Here is an 18,650-nt window from a genome sequence, read left to right on the forward strand (position 1 = left end):
CCCGGTGCGCGGTACTTCCGTGCCCTTACCGATCAGTCACGCGTAGGGTCGGCAGGACGAACACCGGCCGATGGAAGGACCACCACCATGGCGCAGGAAGTGCGCGGCGTGATCGCGCCCGGGAAGAACGAGCCCGTGCGGGTCGAGACGATCGTCGTGCCGGACCCGGGACCGGGCGAGGCCGTCGTACGCGTCCAGGCCTGCGGCGTCTGCCACACCGACCTGCACTACAAACAGGGCGGCATCAACGACGAGTTCCCCTTCCTGCTCGGCCACGAGGCCGCGGGCGTCGTGGAGTCGGTGGGCGAGGGCGTCACGGACGTCGCGCCCGGCGACTTCGTGATCCTCAACTGGCGTGCGGTGTGCGGAAACTGCCGGGCGTGCCTGCGCGGCCGTCCCTGGTACTGCTTCGACACGCACAACGCCCGGCAGCGGATGACCCTCACCAACGGCACCGAGCTGTCCCCGGCGCTCGGCATCGGCGCCTTCGCCGAGAAGACGCTCGTCGCCTCGGGCCAGTGCACCAAGGTCGACCCGTCGGTGGCCCCGGCCGTGGCCGGGCTGCTGGGCTGCGGGGTGATGGCGGGCATCGGCGCCGCGATCAACACCGGGAGCGTCGGACGCGGCGACACCGTCGCCGTCATCGGCTGCGGCGGTGTCGGCGACGCGGCCGTGGCCGGCGCGCACCTCGCCGGCGCGTCCAGGATCATCGCCGTCGACGTCGACGACCGCAAGCTGGAGACCGCCCGCACCATGGGCGCCACGCACACCGTCAACTCCAAGGAGGCCGACCCGGTCGAGGCGATCCGCGACCTCACCGGCGGCTTCGGCGCCGACGTCGTCATCGAGGCCGTGGGCCGCCCCGAGACCTACCGTCAGGCCTTCTACGCCCGCGACCTCGCCGGGACCGTCGTGCTGGTCGGTGTGCCCACCCCGGAGATGAAGCTCGAACTGCCCCTGCTTGACGTCTTCGGGCGGGGCGGTGCGCTCAAGTCGTCCTGGTACGGGGACTGCCTGCCCTCCCGCGACTTCCCGATGCTCGTCGACCTGCACCTCCAGGGGCGTCTGCCGCTGGACAAGTTCGTGACCGAGACCATCCGGCTCGACGAGGTGGAGAAGGCGTTCGAGCGGATGCACCACGGCGACGTGCTGCGCTCGGTGGTGGTGTTCTGATGGCCGCCCGCATCGAACGCCTCGTCACCTCAGGCCGCTTCACGCTCGACGGCGGCAGCTGGGAGGTGGACAACAACGTCTGGATCGTGGGCGACGACCACGAGGCGATCGTCATCGACGCCGCGCACGACGCCCGGGCCATCGCCGAGGCCGTCGGCGACCGCCGGCTGAGCGCCATCGTGTGCACCCACGCGCACAACGACCACGTCAACGCCGCTCCCGAACTCGCCGACCTGACCGGCGCGACGATCTGGCTGCACCCCGACGACCTGCCGCTGTGGAAGCTCACCCACCCGGACCGCGACCCCGACGAGCACCTGACCGACGGTCAGGTCATCGAGGCCGCGGGCGCGGACCTGACGGTCATCCACACGCCCGGCCACGCCCCCGGCGCGGTCTGCCTGTACGACCCGGGACTGGGCACCGTCTTCACCGGCGACACCCTCTTCCAGGGCGGTCCCGGTGCCACCGGCCGCTCCTACTCGCACTTCCCGACGATCATCACCTCGATCCGCGACCGGCTGCTCACCCTGCCGCCCGAGACGAAGGTCCTCACCGGCCACGGCGACGCGACCACCATCGGTGCGGAGGCCCCGCACCTGCAGGAGTGGATCGACCGGGGCCACTGATCCGGTGCGGACTGGCGCTCCGGGCCCGGGCGACGGGCCCGGAGCGGCCTGGGGGAGCGGTCTTCGGAGTCTGTGCCAGATCGGCTGCGGGCTCCGGCAGGTCCGTCGGAAAAGGCGACAGAAGATGTCCGGATTCCACGGCATCCTCGACGGCGGCATCGACGGGACACGTACGGGAGGCCGGACATGGCGGGACCGCTTCGAGGCAGGATCGCACTGGTCGCTGGGGCGACGCGGGGCGCGGGACGGGGGATCGCCGTGGAACTGGGCGCGGCCGGCGCCACCGTGTACGTCACGGGGCGCAGCACCCGGGCCCGCCGGTCGGAGTACGACCGCCCCGAGACCGTCGAGGACACCGCCGACCTGGTCACCGCCGCGGGCGGGCACGGCATCGCCGTCCCCGCCGACCACCTCGACCCGGCCCAGGTACGGGCCGTGGTGGACCGGATCGGCGCGGACCACGGCCGCCTCGACGTCCTCGTGAACGACATCTGGGGCGCCGAGCACCTCTTCGCCCGGGACACCCCGCTGTGGGAGCACGACCTCGACGCCGGGCTCAGGCTGCTCCGCCTGGCGGTGGAGACCCACGCGGTCACCAGCCATCACGCCCTGCCGCTGCTGCTGCGTCACCCCGGCGGCCTGGTGGTCGAGATGACCGACGGCACCGCCGCCTACAACCGCGACACCTACCGGGTCGGTTTCTTCTACGACCTCGCCAAGGCGTCCGTACTGCGGATGGCCTTCGCGCTCGGGCACGAACTGGGCCCCCGTGGGGCCACCGCCGTCGCCCTGACGCCGGGCTGGATGCGGTCGGAGATCATGCTGGAGCACTTCGGTGTCCGCGAGGACAACTGGCGCGACGCCCTGGAGCAGGTGCCGCACTTCGCCATCTCCGAGAGCCCGCGCTACGTGGGCCGGGCGGTGGCCGCCCTCGCCGCCGACGCGGAGGTGACCCGCTTCAACGGGCAGTCGCTGTCCAGCGGCGGCCTCGCCTGCGAGTACGGCTTCACCGACCTGGACGGCACCCGTCCGGACGCCTGGCGCTACCTCGCCGAGGTCCACGACGCGGGCCGGCCGGCGGACACGACCGGCTACCGCTGACCGCCCGTCCGCCGCTCGCCCGTGCGCCCCGATCGGCCCGGCCGCCCGTAGCGGGCCCGCCGCGCCGCCCGGGTCCGCGGTGCCACCGTTTCGTCTCGGGCCGGCCGGCACCACAACCAACACCGGCCCCCGGATGTCTAGCTCTCGGAGAGCAGCGGGACAGATGAAGGGGGATATCCGGACATGAGGGGCATATCGAGACGGAGTGTCGTCGCGCTGGGGGTCACCGGGCTGGTCGCGCCGCTCGGTCTCGCACTCGGCGCCGCGCCGGCGCAGGCCGCGAGCTGCACGACGCAGGCCGGGCCGTACCAGAAGCAGGTGGAGAAGTTCCTCGGCCGTCCCGTCGACGGCCGCCAGTCCGCCGCCGACTGCAAGGCCATCCAGGCCTTCCAGACCAAGCACGGCATCACGCCGAACATCGGCTACGCGGGATCCGTCACCTGGGGTGTGATGGACCTCATGAACAAGCAGAAGGCGGTGGGCGACAAGCCGAACAGGGCCGGCAGGTGCCCGGTCGACAAGGGCCGCATCGCCTGCGTCGACCTCACGGTCCAGCTGAGCTGGATCCAGGACGGCGGCCGCCTGGTCTACGGCCCCGTGCCCGTGCGCACCGGCCGGAACGGCTACGAGACCCGCACCGGCCTGAAGAAGATCTACTGGCGTGACATCGACCACGTCTCGTCGCTGTACCACGTGTCGATGCCGTACAGCCAGTTCTTCGACGGCGGCCAGGCCTTCCACTCGGTCGGCCTCAGCATGTGGAACCCGCCGGGGTCCCACGGCTGCGTGAACATGACGACGAAGGACGCCAAGTCCTACTGGTCGCTCCTGAAGAAGGGCGACGACGTCTTCGTCTACGGCCGCAAGCCGGGCACCTGACGGACCGGCGCCCGGCCGGCGGCGCCGCCGCCGGCTCGGGTGTGGCACGGCCCCGCGATGACCTGCGGAAGTGAACTCCCGGTGAGGGAACGGCTCGTTGACGTGATGAGCAACACGGTCCGAAATGCCCCTATGGCGTGCACTTACTCACAGCGCCTTCACGACGATCGGCATATGCTTCACAGCATGTCCACCACTGTTGAACCCGTCTCCGAGAGATCGGCCGCGGAGGTCAACGAGGAGATCCGGGCCCTGTGGCGCCGGTCGGGCGGGACACTGACCACGGAGCAGCGCGAGGAATACCAGCGGCTCGTCATGGAGTGGGCCGCGGCGGCTCCGCATACGGTCAGGGCGGCCTGAGCCACCACCGGGCACCGGTTACCAGCCTCCGGGCACCCCGAGCGAGAGGGTGCCCTTCTCGTACGCCTTCGCCGTCGACCACGGCATCGCACCCGCCGGCGGGCCGGAACCCGTCGGCGCGGTCACGCCTGCCCGCGTCCGCCGCATGAGCCCCGTCACTTCCCAGCCCTGCCGGAGGGGGCCGCCTATCCCCAGGTCGCCGAGTAGTACCGCTGGTACGCCTTGCGGTCCTGCTCCGCACGGATCCACCGCGTGGCGACCAGCGCGACCAGACTGCCCGCGATGATCAGCAGGCCGGGGCCGACGGTGCCCGGGTCCGTGAGCCGGGACACCAGGGTGGCGGCGTTCGTGCCGTCGCCCGCGGTGGCCGAGGACCCCGGTGAGGCCGCGCCCGGCGCGATCGAGCCGCGCGACGCCGAGCCGGGCGGAGCCGTGGCGGGCACCGACCCCTGGCCGCCGGACTGCGGCGCCGACACGAGCAGCTTCATCCCGAGCGCGGACAGGGCCTTCGTCACCGGCTGGAAGAACGTCGTGCCGCCCTGCGTGCAGTCGCCGCTGCCGCCCGAGGTCACGCCGAGCGCGATGCCGTCCGAGAACAGCGGTCCTCCGCTGTCCCCGGGCTCCGCGCACACCGTTGTCTGGATCAGCCCGGTGACGGTGCCCTCGGGGTAGTTCACCGTGGCGTTCAGGCCGGTCACCCGGCCGTCGTGCAGCCCGCTGGTGCTGCCGCTGCGGAAGACCCGCTGCCCCACCGACGCGTCCGCCGTGCCGGTGATCCGCACCCCCTTGCCACCGCCGATCGCCACGATCCCGGCGCCCTCGCCCGCACGCCCGGAGGCGTACTGCACCAGCGAGAAGTCGTTGCCCGGGAAGGTGCTCCGGACGGTACGGCCCAACTGCCGGTCACCCTGGTTGTCGGCGAACCAGGTCGATCCGGCCGGCCCGCAGTGCCCGGCGGTGAGGATGAAGTCGGTCTTCCCGTCCGTCACGTTGAACCCGGCCGAACAGCGGCCGCCGGTCGACAGGATGGGCTGCGCCCCGTTGAGCCGGGTGGTGAACGCGCCCCGGGTGCGCTCCATGTGCACGAACGGGCCGATCCCGCCGGCGACGCGGGACATCCGTCCCCAGTCGCTCACGGAGACGGTGCGGTCGGCCTCCACCACCACCCGGTTGGACCGGTAGTCCATCACCCACGCCGTGCCCGCCACCCGGGGCGCCGCCCGCAGCGTCGACGCGGCCGACCTCAGTTCGGCCATGCTGTGCCGCACGATCCTCGGCTCGGCGCCGGCCCGCCGCACCTCGGCGGCGGCCGCCGCGTCCGTCACGGCGACGACCGGACGGCCGTCCGCGCCGATCCAGTTGCCCGCGGTGCGGGAGGCGCCGAGCCGTGCCGCCAGGCCCGAGCCGAGGTCCACGGAGGACGGCGGGGCGCTGCGCGGCACGGCGGTCGCGCCTGGGGACTCGGCGGCCATCGCCGCCTGCGTGACCATCGCCCCTCCCAGCAGTAGTCCCGCGACGGCCGTCAGCCGTGTCACCCGCCGGACGACCCGTCGTCGTACGTGCCTCATGCGTGGCTCCCGAACCCCGAACGCGCGGACTCAACACCGCAGGGCGCCACGGTCGTTGAGCGCCCCCACTCCCATACGCACCCGGCACCCCGTGCGTTCACCGCCGCCGTGGTCCCCTCTCCTCACGGCGCGCGGGGAGCGCGTGCGCGTGCCCGGACGCCGCCCCGCGAGCCCGTGCGCACGTCTCGGCTTAGACTGCGGGCATGGACGACACCGCGCTGGAGCGCCTCGGCGCCGGCAAGTACCTGCTGGTCACCAGCTACCGCAGGAACGGCACTCCGGTCGCCACCCCGGTGTGGGTGGTCCGCGACGGCGACGCGCTCGGCGTGTGGACGGCCGCCGACTCCTGGAAGGTCAAGCGGATCCGCAACCGCGGCGACGTCCTGGTCGGGCCGTGCGACGTGCGGGGCAACCCCACCGGCGACCAGATGCCGGCGACGGCGGAGATCTGCGACCCGGCCGCCACCGCGCGCTACCGCGGTCTCGTCGCCCGCAAGTACGGCATCCTTGGGCGCCTCACCCTGTTCGGCAGCCGGCTGCGCCGGGGCGAACAGGGCACCGTCGGCATCCGGATCGTGCTCGCGCCCACCGCCTGACACCCCGTCCGGCCCGCACGGCCGGCCGCCCCGGCAGGCTCGCACGGCCGCCGCCCGAGCGGGCCCGGACGGGTCGGGTGCCGGACCGGTCCGGGCGCACCGCCCGGACCCGTCCGGCTTCCCGCTACGCGCCGTCGACGACCGTGCCGGTCAGCACGGGCCCGCCGGGCTGCGGCCTGCCCTCGTCGTCGACGGCCTGCAGGCGCACCGACTCCGGATGCTCCCGGACCCGGTCGCGGACCGTCGGCACCGCGAGGTCCGCGCTGCGCCGGCCCGCCGGGACGGACAGCCGCAGGGTCAGGCCCGGCACCTTCGACAGCGGGCGCTCCGGCGTCGGCGAGGCGCCCGAGACCTCCCGCAGCCACCGCGGGTCGACGTCCCTCGTGGACAGCTCCGGCCCGTGCGGCACGGGCCGCACGGCGAAGGCGAGCGGGACCCCGGTGTCGGCGGCCGCGGACAGGGTCAGCCGCCATGTGAGGGACCTGCCCTCGGTGACCCGTCCGGCGACCGGCGTCGCGGTGACCGTGGGCCGCGGATCGTCGTTCCGCACGGTCACCCCGCCCCGGTAGGACCCGACCACCGCGTGGCGCACCGCCTTCACCAGCACGTCGTGGGACACGTCCGGGCCGTAGCGGGTGTTGCCCTCGACCCGTACCGGCACGTCGACGGCGGGGCCGCCCGCGCGCACGGCCACCAGCCGCTCCGTGCTCCGGCCCGTCGCCGGATCGAGGACGTACACGCGCACCTGACCCTGGCCGTGCCCGGACACCCGGACGGGCACCCGGTAGGTGCGCACACCGGAGTCGCCCTCGGCGACGGTGAGCCGGCCGACGTCGACGCGGGGCAGCGCGTCCGGCCGGACCGCCGGTGTCCCGGCGCGCCAGCCCCAGGCGTCCATCAGCCAGGCGCGGCCCGACCGGGTGCGGGGCGTCAGCTCCAGCGCGCCCACGCGTCGCAGGTCGACTCCGGCGCCGCGGGCGGCCGTCAGCGGGACCCGCAGCTCGCGCGCCCAGGCGGAGGCGGTCCGTTCGGTGCCCGGGAGCCCGTCCGCGTCGACGCGCCCGAGCGTGGCACGGTGGCCGGCGGTGTCGGTGACGGACACGTCCAGCCGTGTCCCGGAGGTGTTCGGCGGCACGATCAGACGCAGCGTCAGATCCGTGGCGCCGGCGAGGGACAGCGGCGTGCCCGGCCGGACCACGACCGGACGTCCCGCGGCGGTCCAGCGCAGCGCCACGGCGCGGCGCCCGGTCTCCCGGTCGGTCTCCCAGCGCGCGAAGTGCGGCGACGTGCCGGACGAGCCGGTGCCGAGGCAGGCGACCGAGGGCCGCGGGTCGACCGCGGAGCACAGCCGGCCGCCGGTCACCGTGACCGGCCCGTCGGGGAGGAGGCCGCCGCCGCGCCCGGCGCCGACGGCGTGCGTGAGCACCCGGGCCGGGTCGGCCGACGGGGCGCGGCGGCCGGAGCCGTCCAGGAGCGGGCGCACGCGGTCGTCGCCGGCGACGAACAGCCGTGCCGCCGCGGCGATGTAGGTGGCGCCCGCCCGGTGCTGCTGGTCCGCGGTCAGCCGGGTCCGGGTGCCCGGCGAGCAGAGCGGGTCGCGGTGTGCGGGGTCGTCCCAGAAGTCGTCCTCGGCCGGCGCCTGCGCCGTGCCCGGCGTCCATTCGGTGTTGAAGAAGTTGTGGTCCGCGCCGACCATGTAGACGGCACTGTGCAGGGCGGTGCCCCGTCCGGTGCCCCGGGTGCCGTCGACGTACAGCTCGCCCTGGAGATCGGAGACGTCGCCGTCGCAGCCCGGCAGGATCGTCGTCGAGGGCACGTCGGCGACCGGGTTCTGACCGAAGACCGTCGGGCCGATCAGCACGGTGCCGCGGATGTGCCAGCGGACCGCGCCGCGGTAGCCGTCCTGGCCGGCCGGCGGCGGGTTCAGGCTGTCGAGGGCGGCCCGGTTGACGCCCTCGCCGCCGCGCGAGTGCCCGACCAGCAGGACGCGGGAGAGGTCGGCCCGGGGCGCCCGGCGGACGGCGTCCGGGGCCGAGGCGGGGCGGGCGGCCCAGTCGGCCCAGTGGGCCAGGTGCAGCCGCACCAGCGAGGAGCGGGCCTGAGCACCCCCGTCCTCGGCGGCGAAATCCTGCCCGTTGACGCCGTTCGCCGCGACGGACACCGTGACGTAGCCCTGTGAGGCGAGGAGCCGCTGGTCCCGGAGGTAGCCGCGGTGGCTCGGGATCGGCCGGGTGCCCGCCGGGCACGGCCAGTCCCCGGAGACCCTGCCGTGCGACGCGTAGCAGGTGGCGTGGCGGCCGTGCAGGAACAGGGCGAGCGGGCGGGTGCCGGTGGCGCCGCGCGGGGCGACCACGACGGCCTTCATCTCCACCGGCGCCGCGAGGCCGGGCAGCCGGACGGGGGCGAGGGTGTACTCGCCGGTGGTGGTCGCGTAGCGGCCCGGCCGGCCCGGGTCCACGGCGTTCGCCGGGAGCGGGGCCGGAGGCGGGGCGGCGGTCGGGCCGCTGCGGCCGGGCGGGGCGGCCGATGCGGAGGGGGCGTCCAGCCGCCGCCCGGACGCCAGGACCTGAAGCCCGGTCAGCCCGGAGGCGGGTGTCCGGTCCGGACCGAGCCGGAAGGTGCGGCCGTCCGGACCGGGCCGCGGCCGGCCGAGCAGGCGGCCGCCCGCGTAGAACTCGACGCGTGCGTCCCCGAGGGCGACCGGCGCCGGGGAACGCCACACCAGCTCCCGATCGGCCCCCTCGCCGGTGACGCGCCAGCCCGGCGGCAGCCCGCCGTCGGCGTCCACCGCGGTGAACGCCGCGGTGGCGGTGGCCTGCCGGGCCTGCGCGGGCCAGGGCGCGGCCGCTATGAGGGCGAGCACCGCCGCGGCGGTGATCCCTGTTCGCCGGGCACGGATCAAGGGTTCCTCCTGGTCACCCGATGCGCGGGCACCCCGTCGGTCCCGGGGGCCTCTCGCGCCCCGGAGGACGGAGGGCGAACCCTGTGGGTTGCCTGTGACATGCCCGGGGCGGGGCCCAACGGCGCTATCCCGCCACGTGGTTGGGCGGACGGGAAGCCCGGTGCGGCGGGCCCCGGAGGGCGAGGTCACCGGAGGGCCCGGGGCCTCGGCGCGGGCGGGCGCGAGGGGCGGGAGGGCGGCCCGGAAGCCCGCGGTCCCGGCCTCACCGCCGGGGCGCGGCACGGCGGTGGACGGGGAGCGCTGGGCTAAGCTGCCCACGCTGCGGACGGGACAGGGCGGGTGCGGGGTGAACGTGATCGGTGCCTGGGGCCGGAGGATCGGCGGAGGGCTCACCCGGCACGCGGGCGCGTGCCTCGCAGTCTCCCTCGCGGCGCACGTCCTGGCGGTCGTCACCCATCCCACCGAGCCACTGGACCTGACCGTCTACCGCGGGGCCGCACCGCACGTGCTCTCCGGCGGGCTCTACGACTTCGCGGTGCACACCGGCCCGCCCATCCCGCTGCTCCCCTTCACCTATCCGCCGTTCGCCGCCCTGGTGTTCCTGCCGCTGTCCTGGGTGCCCGGGCCGACCGCGATCGCGCTGTGGCAGGCGGTCTCCGTGGCCGCCCTGGTCGTCGTCGCGCGGTGCGCGCTGCGGCTGCTGCGGCCACGCCCCGACGGCCGGGACCGGGCGCTCGCCCTGCTGTGGGCGGCCGCCGGTCTGTGGCTGGAGCCCGTGCGCCACACCCTCGACCAGGGTCAGGTCAATCTGGTGCTCGGCGCCGTTGTCCTCGCGGGACTCGCCCTGCCGCGCGGGGCGTTGGTGCGCGGGGCGGCCGTGGGGCTGGCGGCGGCCGTGAAACTGACCCCGGCCGTGGCGGGGCTGTACCTGCTGGCGACCCGTCAGTGGCGGGCCGCGGCCTGGGCGGTGGCCACCGCCGCGGCGGCGACGGCGGCCGCCTGGTGCGTCGCACCGGACGCGTCCGTCCGCTACTGGACCGTGCTCGTGACGCAGACCCGGCGGGTCGGCCCGCTCTGGTCGGTGCGCAACCAGTCGCTGCGCGGCGCGCTCGCCCGGCTGGCCGGCCACGACGGCGCGACCGCCACCGCGCTCTGGTGGGCGGCCCTGGTGCTGGTCACCGCGGCCACGGGCTGGGCCGTCGGGGCGGCGGTGCGGCGCGGCGACCGGCTCGGCATCCTGGTGGCCGTGGAACTGTACGGGCTGCTCGTGTCACCGGTGTCCTGGAGCCACCACTGGATCTGGTGCGTGCCCGCGATGATCTGGCTGGCCCACGGACCGCACCGGCGCCGGCCGGTCGCCCTGGCCGCGTTCGCCGCGTGGGCGGCGGCCACCGGAGCGCGGCTCGTCCCGCTGCTGATCCGGGCGGAGGACGGCCTGCCGCACCCGGACCCCTATCCGGCGCCGCTCGCCTGGCCCGGATCCGTGTACGCGGTGTGTGCGCTGCTGACCTTCGCGGCCCTCGCGTCCGGGCCCGTACGGGACTCCGCGGCCGCCGGGGACACCGCGCCCCCCGAGGACGCGGAACCGGCCGGGGACGCCGCGCCCCCCGAGGACGGCACGAGCGCGCCGGGGCAGGAGAGGGACGCACGGCTTCCGCTGCCCCGCGACACCGGGTGAGCCCCCGTCAGGTCCAGGCGCGACAGGGCTCCTCCAGCAACTGGAAGACCGGCTCCCCGCGCACGGGGTCCTGCGCGGTGGACAGCCGTACCCGGTCGCCGCTGTGAATGCCGATCGGCGGCCCCATCACACGGCCCCGGACGACGAATCCCTCGGCCATCTCCACCAGCGACACGTTGCGCGCGGCCGGGGTGTTGCGGTGCACCACCGTGGAGTGGCGGACCGTGCCGCTGCCCTCGCTGCGCTCCGTGCGCAGGTCGCTGCCGCGGCACACCGGACACAGCAGCCGCTGGTACATGGCGGTGCCGCACCAGCCGCAGCGCTGGAAGAGGAGGGCGTCCGCGTCCCGGGTCCCGGGGTCGAGGAGGCCCGTGGCGGAACCGGCCGACGGCTCGGCGACGACGTTTCCTGAGTGGTAGTACACGCTGGTCAACTCCCTGCGCCGGGCGGGAAAACGCGTGCCGGGTCACCCGCGCACGCTCGTGCCCGGTTCACCGTGCCACCGTGCACAGCCTCAGCTTATGGCACTCAGTGCCACTGGTAAAGGCACTCCGTACCCTCGATTTTCCCGGCCGGCCGGGTCACCGGGGTCCGAGCGCGGTCTCGAGCTCCTGGACGACCCGCCACAGGGGCGCGTCCCGCCGGGCCACCACCACGACGACGTCCTCCCCGGACCGGGCCGCGGACGGTCCCCGCTCCGACGGCCCCTCCGCTCCGTCCCGCGGTTCTCCGGCCGGGGGCCCGGACGCGGGCGGCGCCCCGGCGAAGGCGGCCCGCACCTGCGCCAGGGCGTGGTCCACCGCGGCCCGCGGATCCCCCTGCCCGTCGGAACGCAGCCAGGAACGCAGGGCGTTGTTGTGCGCCGCGACCACGGCGGCGGCGATCATGTCCGCCCGCAGGGTCCCGTCGCGGTGCCCGGCGAACCGGGCGCGCAGGTAGGCGGCGAGGGCGCGCTCGTAGCGCCACACCACGGACAGCTCGTACGCCCGCAGGCCCGGCACCTGCCGGGTGAGGCGGTAGCGCTGGACGGAGAAGGCCGGGTTCTCGGCGTACATCAGGAGCACCAGCCGGGCGGCGTCGCAGACCCGGCGCACCGGCTCGTCCGCGTCGGTGCCGGCGGTGAGGAAGGCCGTCATGTCGGCCAGGCACCGCTCGTGGTCGGGGAAGACCACGTCCTCCTTGGACGGGAAGTACCGGAAGAACGAACGCCGGCCGACCCCGGCGAGCGCCACGATGTCGTCGACGGTGGTCTGCTCGTACCCCCGCTCCGTGAACAGCCGGAAGGCGGCCGCCACGAGGGCGTCGCGCATGGGCGGTTTCGCGGCCGCCTCCGTCCGCCCGCCGGGGCCGGCGGCCGCGCTGCTGGAGCTCATGGACGGGAACGTAGCATCCCGGACCCCATGCCATGGCACTCAGTGCAGCGTATGAGGCGTCGAAGGGAACCGAGTGCCGTACAGGAGCCGGGCACCTGCCGAGCGGTCCGGGCCGCCGGGAGAAGTAACCTTTCTCCGCCGCTGTCCCGTCCTCCCCGGGCCTTCCGCGCCCCGGACGTCCGGCGCGGTCCCCGCCGGAACACCTCGCACCAGGAGCACCGCATGCCGCCCGCCCGCCCCCGCCTCCTCTATGTCACGGACCTGGCGTACCCGGCCCGCGGACGCCGCTACGGCGACGAGGACGTGCAGCTGACCGCCCGCCTGCGCGACAGCTTCGACCTGGCCCTGTGTCACCCGCGGGACGCGGCCGCGCTGATGGACGCCTTCGACGCCGTCGTCGTGCGCAACAGCGGACCGGTCCTGGAGTACCCGGAGGCGTGGGACGACTTCCGGGAGCGGGCCCTGGCGGCCGGGACCCGGGTCTACAACCCCCTCACCGGGCGCGGCGACATGGCCGGGAAGCAGTACCTGCTCGACCTGTCCGCCGCCGGGGAGCCCGTCATCCCCACCGCCGACCGCGTCGAGGACCTGCACCGCCTGCCCGCGGCGGACCGGTACGTCGTCAAGCCGAAGCAGGGCGCCGACTCCATCGGGCTCCGGGTCGTCCCGCCCGGACGGCTGCCCGCACTGGTCGACGGCACCGTCCTCGCCCAGCCGCGCGTCGACTTCGTCCACGAGGTGTCCTTCTGCTTCGTCGACCACGACTTCCAGTACGCCCTGTACGCGCCGGACCCGCGGCAGCGCTGGGACCTGCGGCCGTACGAGCCGTCCTGCGAGGATCTGGCCTTCGCCCGGCGGTTCGTCGACTGGAACACCCTCGCCCACGGCATCCAGCGCGTCGACGCCTGCCGCACCCCGGAGGGCGAGCTGCTGCTGGTGGAGCTGGAGGACCTCAACCCGTACCTGTCGCTGGACGCCCTCGACGACACCGCCCGGGACTCCTTCGTCCGCGCCCTGACCCGCTCCCTGCACCCCTTCCTCACCGCGGCCTCCTGACCGCCGCGCCCCGACCGCCCCGTCGTGACCACCCGTCGTGCGCGCGCGGCCGCGCCGGCGGGCGAGGGCCGGGCTTCCGGTGGCGGGCCGGACTGAACCGGCGCCGCGGCGGCCCCGTATCCCTCCCCGGGACGGGTCCGTGCGCAGCGACGGAAGGAGAGCAGTGTGCCGACACCGCGTGGAGACGGGACGCAGCCCGACGGACCGCCCCCGGAGGCGATCCGCGTCGTACGGCCGAGACGGACGGACGCCCTCGCGGAACTCGTGCGCGAGTTCCAGCGGGAGTCCGGCCGGACCGGGCGGGTGGACCGCTGGACGCCGTCCGCGGGAGACGGTGAGGACGCGACCGCGGAACTGCCGCCGGTGCCCCCGACGGCCCCCGCGCGACCGGGACCGGGATGCGAACAGGCTCCTGCGTCCCTGGGATCGCCGGGCTGCGGACCGGCGTCCGCGCCGCGGGGAACGGCGGTCCGGGGATCGGCGTCCGCGCCGCCGCGACCGCCGGGTCGTGGGTGGGAGGCCCCGCCTCCGGGACCCGCGGGCCGGGAGCCGGCCTCCGCGTCCCCCGGGACGGCGGGGCGCGGACCGGCCGTCGCGCCGCTGCGCCCGCAGGGCGGTGAACCGGCGATCCCGCCCCCGGGCCCGCCGGGCCGCGGATCGGCGTCCGCGTCCCTGGGGGCGGCGGGCCCCGGACCGGCCTCCGCGCCGCCGCGACCGCCGGGCCGTCGACGGGGAGTGCCGTCCCCGAGGTCGTCGGGCCGGGAGCCGGCCTCCGCGTCCCCCGGGACGGCAGGCCGCGGAGCGGCCACCGCGCCCCTGGGGCGGCCGCCGCTCCCCGGCCGCGGGCCGGTGCCCACCGGCCGGGGTGCGCGCCGGGTGGCTGCGGCGATCGCGGTCGCCGGGGCCGCGCTGGCCGGTTTCGGCGGGGCCCTGCTGCTGCCCGGCCGGGGCGGCACGGCCGACGCCGCACCGGCGCGTCCGCCCGCCGCGGCCGCACCCGCCTCCCCGTCCGCCGCCCCCGCGCCGAGCGGAGGGGACGTGACGGGCCGGGCCGACCCGGACGGCCCGGGCACCCTGCGCCTGGGTGACACAGGCCCCGCGGTCGCCGACCTCCAGGACCGCCTCCGGCACGTCCCCGACATCTACCGCGACGGCTCCACCGACGGCCGCTACGACGCCGGGGTCAGGGCCGCGGTGGCCCGTTTCCAGCTCTGGTACGGGATCACCGGCGACGAGACCGGCGTCTACGGGAACGACACCCGCCGGGCCCTGGAGTCCCGGACTGCGAACGCCGGCTCCGGCGAAGCGGGCCAGGGCGACGACGACCGGCGGGGAGAGCAGGGCTGAAAGGGACGGCGCCCCGGCGACCGGCTGCTGCGACGCCCCACCGACCGACCCCTCCGGCGGTACGGAGCCCCGGTGGCGGGGGATGCGTCGCCCCGGCGACCGACCGCTCCAGCGCCCCGACCGGGCGGCGGGGGTGGTGTCGCACCCCCAGTCCGGTCGGGGCGCCGGAGCGGCGACTCGGCGCCCGGGTGCCCCGGTGACCCGGAGCCCCATGACCCGGTGGCGGGGCGAGGTCCGGATCGCCCCGCCCGGCCCCGTCTCACTCCGGCCCGTCGTGGCGCCCGGTGCCCGACCGCCCGTCACCGCGCCCCGCGCCGGCACCGTGCCGTGGGCTCGCGCCGCCGCGGGCCATCCCGCGGCACGGTCGCGTCACGCGGGCGCCGCGTAGCAGTGGACCGTCGCCCACTGCTCCGGCCCCCACCGCTGCCGCACCGTGTCCAGCCGTTGCCAGCCCAGCCGTTCGTAGAGGGCGGCCGCGGCGGTGTCGGAGGCGACCACGTCCAGGACCGGGTGCAGACCGCGGTGCCGCGCCTCCCGTGCCGCACGGCCGACCAGGAGCGCGCCGAAGCCGTGGCCCCGCGCCCAGGGGGCGACGAACAGCCGTCCGACGACGGCGGCCGCCTCGCGCGGCACGCCGTGGCGCGCGCTCCACAGCGCCGGGGCCAGATCGCCGTCGCCACCGTCCGACAGGCCGACGTGCCCCGCGAGACGGCCGTCGAGCTCGGCGACCCAGGAGCCGAGCGGACAGCCGGCCGCCAGCCATGGGCCGGGCCGGTCGGGCCAGTTCACCGGGTAGCCGTCCCCGCGGTGGACCTCCGCGAGGACCCGCACGCAGTCCGCGGTGTCGCCGTCCGCCCACCGCCGGACGCGCCGGCGCGGCCCGTCACGCTGCATCCCCGATTCCCCGCCGTCCTCGTCCGTCATGGCAGGAGACAAACACGAGTTGCCCGGTTGAGCCCAGCCGTTTTCCCGGTCGCGCGCAGCGACGCGCGCGGGCGGTGGCCGCGGCGCGTGTCCGTGCGCGGTCGCCGGGAGCCGGGGCGGTCGAGCGGCTCACGGCGCGTGCGGCGGCACCCGCACGTCCAGCACGCAGACGTCGTCGCGCCGTACGCCCTCCAGCGTGGAGCGCAGCAGCGGCGCCAGGGAGCCGAAGCCGTCCGCGCTGTGGGCCGCGACGGCCCGGGCGAGCCGTTCCAGGCCCTGCTCGATGGCCTCCCCGGGCCGTTCGACCAGGCCGTCGGTGTAGAACAGCAGGCGGTCGCCCGGCTCCAGGAGGCACTCCGCCTCCTCGTAGACGGGCGTCCGGCTCGCCCCGAGGAGCATGCCGCGCGGGCGGTCGAGGTAGCGGGGCTCGCCGTGCCGCAGCAGCAGCGGCGGCGGGTGGCCCGCCTGCGCCCACAGCAGCCGCCGCGCCCGCGGGTCGTAGCGGGCCAGCACCATCGTCGCGGTGGCCTGGGCGTCCCGGGAGTGCAGCAGCAGCGCGTTGAGCCGGGCCAGCGCCCCGGTCAGCGACGAGCCGGTGATGATCATGCCTTTGGCGGTGAACCGCAACTGGGCCATCGTGGCGACGGCGTCCAGTCCGTGGCCGGCGACGTCGCCGACGGCGAACAGGGCGTCCCCGTCGGGCAGTTCGATGGAGCTGAACCAGTCGCCGCCGACGTGGATCCCGGACTGGGCGGGCAGATACGCCACGTCCACCCGCAGCCCGGCCAGCCGCACGGGCCGGCGCGGCAGCGGCAGCAGCGCGTGCTGCAGCCGTCCGGCCAGCGTCCGCTCGGCGCGCAGGACGCCGTGCTGGGCCAGGATCGCCCGCTCGCTCTCGACCAGGGCCAGCTCCGCGCTGCGCTGCGCGGTCAGGTCCTGCACGAAGCCGTGCACCTGCACGGGGGTGCCCTCGGCGTCGGGCACCGCCTCGGCGACGGCCCGCAGATGCCGCAGCCCACCCGCCGTCCTGATCCGGAAGGGGACGTCGAACGGCTCGCCGTCGGCGAGGAGTTCCTGCACCGCCCGGGCCAGCGCGGGCCCGTCCTCGGGCAGCGCCAGGTCCGCCAGCTCGGCGAGGCGGACCGGGCCGCGCGCCGGGTCGCGGCCGAAGAGCGCGAAGGCCTCGGAGGACCAGACCGCCTCCTGCGTCACCAGGTCCCAGCTGGCCCAGCCGAGCCGTCCCAGCCGCTGGAGGTCGGCCAGCCGCTGCTCCTGCCGGTCGGACGACTCGTGACGCAGCCAGGTCACCAGGAGCCCGTCGCCCAGGCGCACCGCGCGCACCCGGTACGCCGACAGCTCCTGTCCGCCGGCCACGAGGTCCTGCTGTGCGAACGGCCTGCTCTCGTACGGTTCTCCGCCGGTCAGCGCACCGTGCAGGCCCCGCCACAGCGGACCGTCGGCGAGGCCGGGCCAGCACTCCAGGACCCGCAGGCCGGTCAGGTCGGCGCCGCTGCGGCCGGTGACGTCGACGGTCCGCGCGGTGGCCGCCTCGACGCGGTAGTCCTCGACCTCGCCCGACGCGGACCGCAGCGCGGTGAGCAGGACCGTGGTGCCCGGCAGGGCGGCGAACAGTGCGCGCACGGACGGGTCCGCACCCTGCGCGGGGCGTTCCGGGCGGGCGGTGAAGGCGCGCAGCCGGCCCGCGCACAACCGGACCGCGCCGCGCAGCAGTTCACGGGTCCGCTCGGGGACGGGGCCGCCGCGGCGGCGCAGCACGCCGATCGCGACCTCGGCGGAGCCCCCGCGGACCACCGGCAGCCACGCGCGCGACGGCCACCGCTCGGGCGGCTCCCCGATCAGCGCGTAGCGCCTGCCCTCCGCCGCGAGGTCCTCCAGCCACCGCTCCTCGCGGGCGTCGAGGGCCTCCAGCGCGGCGACCCCGCTCATCGGCGGCACGTGCCGCCACGACCCGGCGACGGTCTCGCCGATCCCGGCGTGGCCGATCAGTTCCAGTCCGCCCGCGGGCAGCCGCCGGTAGATCATCACTCCGTCGGCCGCGGCGGGGGCGTCGAGGTGCTCCAGCAGGCAGCGGGCCAGGTCCTGCGGGGTGCCGACCCGGACCAGGGCCCGGCCGAGTCCGGCGAGGACCGCGGCGTCACCTGCCTCCTGGCCTGCGGGCGGCACCGACCCGGCGGGCAGCGGGCCCGCGGGGAATCCCGGAGCGGGGGAGGCGGGGCCGCACGGCTCCTCGGCCGCCTCGTCCGCCGCGTGGGTGAGCGGGGTGGCCAGGGTGCCGAGGGTGACCCAGCACTCCTCGACCAGCGTCTGGTGCGCGGCTCGGGCGCGTTGCAGCAGTTCCTCGTGGGCGGCCTGCGGCGAGCAGCCGGTGAGCGCCATCAGCGCCCCCTTGGCCCGCTCCACGACGGCCGAGGTGGCCGCCAGGTTCTGCAAACGGTCCATCTCGGCGCGCTGCCGGGCGACTACCCGGGCGAGCGCCGCGGTGTCGGACTCCGCGGGGACGGCGGTCTCGCTGCTCACGCGACGAGCATCGCACGGGTGCACGGTCCCTTCACAGATGTGGCGCCCTCGGATTCTTGCCGGATCGCAAGGAAAAGTGGAGGTGCGTCGTCCGGGCGCCGTGCCTCAGCGGCAGGCGGTGCGCTCCACCAGGGCCCGGGTCACGGCGCGGACACTGCGGGCGATGTGCTGGAGCTGCATGACCTCGGCCGCGTACAGCTTGATCGTGTGCTCGATGACCGACTCGGGCATGCCCAGCCGGGGGAGGTCGGCGCGTGCGGTCTGCAGGGCGGTGCGGGCGACCCGGATCTCCTGCTGCACCTGGAGCTCGGCGTGCCGGGCGAGCAGCACGGGGTGGCGGATCAGCGCGGGGTAGCTGGCGTACCGGGCGGGCACCAGCTCGCGCAGCCACTTGGCCGCCGAGCGCTCCCAGTCGTAGCTCCCGGGGGTCTTGACCTGGCAGGGCCAGTCCGGGCTGATGCGCGTGGTCGTCAGGGGCATGGTCTTCGCTTCCGGGTGTGCGGCGTCGTGGAGGGTGGTCCGACGA

The 18,650-nt window shown here is 76.0% G+C and carries 16 protein-coding genes; 9 read left to right on the forward strand and 7 right to left on the reverse strand.

The features are described 5' to 3' along the window. Positions 1-87: 87 nt before the first annotated feature. From P3H78_RS10195 to P3H78_RS10215, 5 genes are all read left to right on the forward strand, one after another. Positions 88-1,173 (forward strand): S-(hydroxymethyl)mycothiol dehydrogenase, encoded by a 1,086-nt coding sequence (locus P3H78_RS10195; protein WP_276108547.1) that lies wholly within the window; start codon positions 88-90, stop codon positions 1,171-1,173. Then, positions 1,173-1,802, forward strand: coding sequence for an MBL fold metallo-hydrolase (locus tag P3H78_RS10200; RefSeq protein WP_276108548.1), 630 nt, complete (start codon positions 1,173-1,175; stop codon positions 1,800-1,802). The genes P3H78_RS10195 and P3H78_RS10200 overlap by 1 nt, the downstream gene beginning before the upstream one ends. A 186-nt stretch (positions 1,803-1,988) precedes the next feature. Continuing rightward, the gene (locus tag P3H78_RS10205; protein ID WP_276108549.1) at positions 1,989-2,903 is read left to right on the forward strand and encodes an SDR family oxidoreductase; all 915 of its coding nucleotides are present in this window, start codon (positions 1,989-1,991) and stop codon (positions 2,901-2,903) included. A gap of 183 nt (positions 2,904-3,086) precedes the next feature. Then, positions 3,087-3,782 (forward strand): L,D-transpeptidase family protein, encoded by a 696-nt coding sequence (locus P3H78_RS10210; RefSeq protein ID WP_276108550.1) that lies wholly within the window; start codon positions 3,087-3,089, stop codon positions 3,780-3,782. 174 nt (positions 3,783-3,956) lie between these two features. Beyond that, positions 3,957-4,142 (forward strand): hypothetical protein, encoded by a 186-nt coding sequence (locus P3H78_RS10215; RefSeq protein ID WP_276108551.1) that lies wholly within the window; start codon positions 3,957-3,959, stop codon positions 4,140-4,142. Positions 4,143-4,327: 185 nt separating this feature from the next. Here P3H78_RS10215 and P3H78_RS10220 read toward each other — a convergent pair whose 3' ends face one another. Continuing rightward, complete coding sequence (locus P3H78_RS10220; protein WP_276108552.1) at positions 4,328-5,710, reverse strand: S1 family peptidase; 1,383 nt, start codon at positions 5,708-5,710, stop codon at positions 4,328-4,330. A gap of 203 nt (positions 5,711-5,913) precedes the next feature. Between P3H78_RS10220 and P3H78_RS10225 the strand changes: the two genes are divergently transcribed. Then, the gene (locus P3H78_RS10225; protein ID WP_276108553.1) at positions 5,914-6,306 is read left to right on the forward strand and encodes a PPOX class F420-dependent oxidoreductase; all 393 of its coding nucleotides are present in this window, start codon (positions 5,914-5,916) and stop codon (positions 6,304-6,306) included. 124 nt (positions 6,307-6,430) lie between these two features. Here the strand turns inward: P3H78_RS10225 and P3H78_RS10230 are convergent, their stop codons facing one another. After that, entirely contained in the window at positions 6,431-9,208 is a 2,778-nt protein-coding gene (locus P3H78_RS10230) for a hypothetical protein (protein ID WP_276108554.1), read from the reverse strand. Between the two features lie 346 nt (positions 9,209-9,554). Between P3H78_RS10230 and P3H78_RS10235 the strand changes: the two genes are divergently transcribed. After that, on the forward strand, positions 9,555-10,886 hold the full coding sequence (locus P3H78_RS10235) for a glycosyltransferase 87 family protein (RefSeq protein ID WP_276108555.1): 1,332 nt from the start codon (positions 9,555-9,557) through the stop codon (positions 10,884-10,886). Positions 10,887-10,893: 7 nt separating this feature from the next. On the opposite strand, the gene P3H78_RS10240 is transcribed toward P3H78_RS10235, so the two are convergent. Together P3H78_RS10240 and P3H78_RS10245 are read right to left on the reverse strand one after the other, a co-directional pair. Then, positions 10,894-11,310, reverse strand: coding sequence for a Zn-ribbon domain-containing OB-fold protein (locus tag P3H78_RS10240; RefSeq protein ID WP_276108556.1), 417 nt, complete (start codon positions 11,308-11,310; stop codon positions 10,894-10,896). 157 nt (positions 11,311-11,467) lie between these two features. Beyond that, positions 11,468-12,259, reverse strand: a complete 792-nt coding sequence (locus P3H78_RS10245) for a TetR family transcriptional regulator (RefSeq protein ID WP_276108557.1) — start codon at positions 12,257-12,259, stop codon at positions 11,468-11,470. 222 nt (positions 12,260-12,481) lie between these two features. Between P3H78_RS10245 and P3H78_RS10250 the strand changes: the two genes are divergently transcribed. Then, positions 12,482-13,315, forward strand: a complete 834-nt coding sequence (locus P3H78_RS10250; RefSeq protein ID WP_276108558.1) for an ATP-grasp domain-containing protein — start codon at positions 12,482-12,484, stop codon at positions 13,313-13,315. 876 nt (positions 13,316-14,191) lie between these two features. After that, positions 14,192-14,662, forward strand: coding sequence for a peptidoglycan-binding protein (locus P3H78_RS10255; protein ID WP_438827935.1), 471 nt, complete (start codon positions 14,192-14,194; stop codon positions 14,660-14,662). Positions 14,663-15,031: 369 nt separating this feature from the next. Here the strand turns inward: P3H78_RS10255 and P3H78_RS10260 are convergent, their stop codons facing one another. The 3 genes from P3H78_RS10260 to P3H78_RS10270 form a co-directional block, all read right to left on the reverse strand. Further along, entirely contained in the window at positions 15,032-15,586 is a 555-nt protein-coding gene (locus tag P3H78_RS10260) for a GNAT family N-acetyltransferase (protein ID WP_438827936.1), read from the reverse strand. 129 nt (positions 15,587-15,715) lie between these two features. Beyond that, positions 15,716-18,046, reverse strand: coding sequence for a SpoIIE family protein phosphatase (locus P3H78_RS10265; protein WP_276108791.1), 2,331 nt, complete (start codon positions 18,044-18,046; stop codon positions 15,716-15,718). A gap of 183 nt (positions 18,047-18,229) precedes the next feature. Further along, the gene (locus P3H78_RS10270) at positions 18,230-18,604 is read right to left on the reverse strand and encodes a hypothetical protein (RefSeq protein ID WP_276108559.1); all 375 of its coding nucleotides are present in this window, start codon (positions 18,602-18,604) and stop codon (positions 18,230-18,232) included. Positions 18,605-18,650: the final 46 nt, after the last annotated feature.

It is taken from the genome of Streptomyces tropicalis, from assembly GCF_029269835.1.
GTDB lineage: Bacteria > Actinomycetota > Actinomycetes > Streptomycetales > Streptomycetaceae > Streptomyces > Streptomyces tropicalis.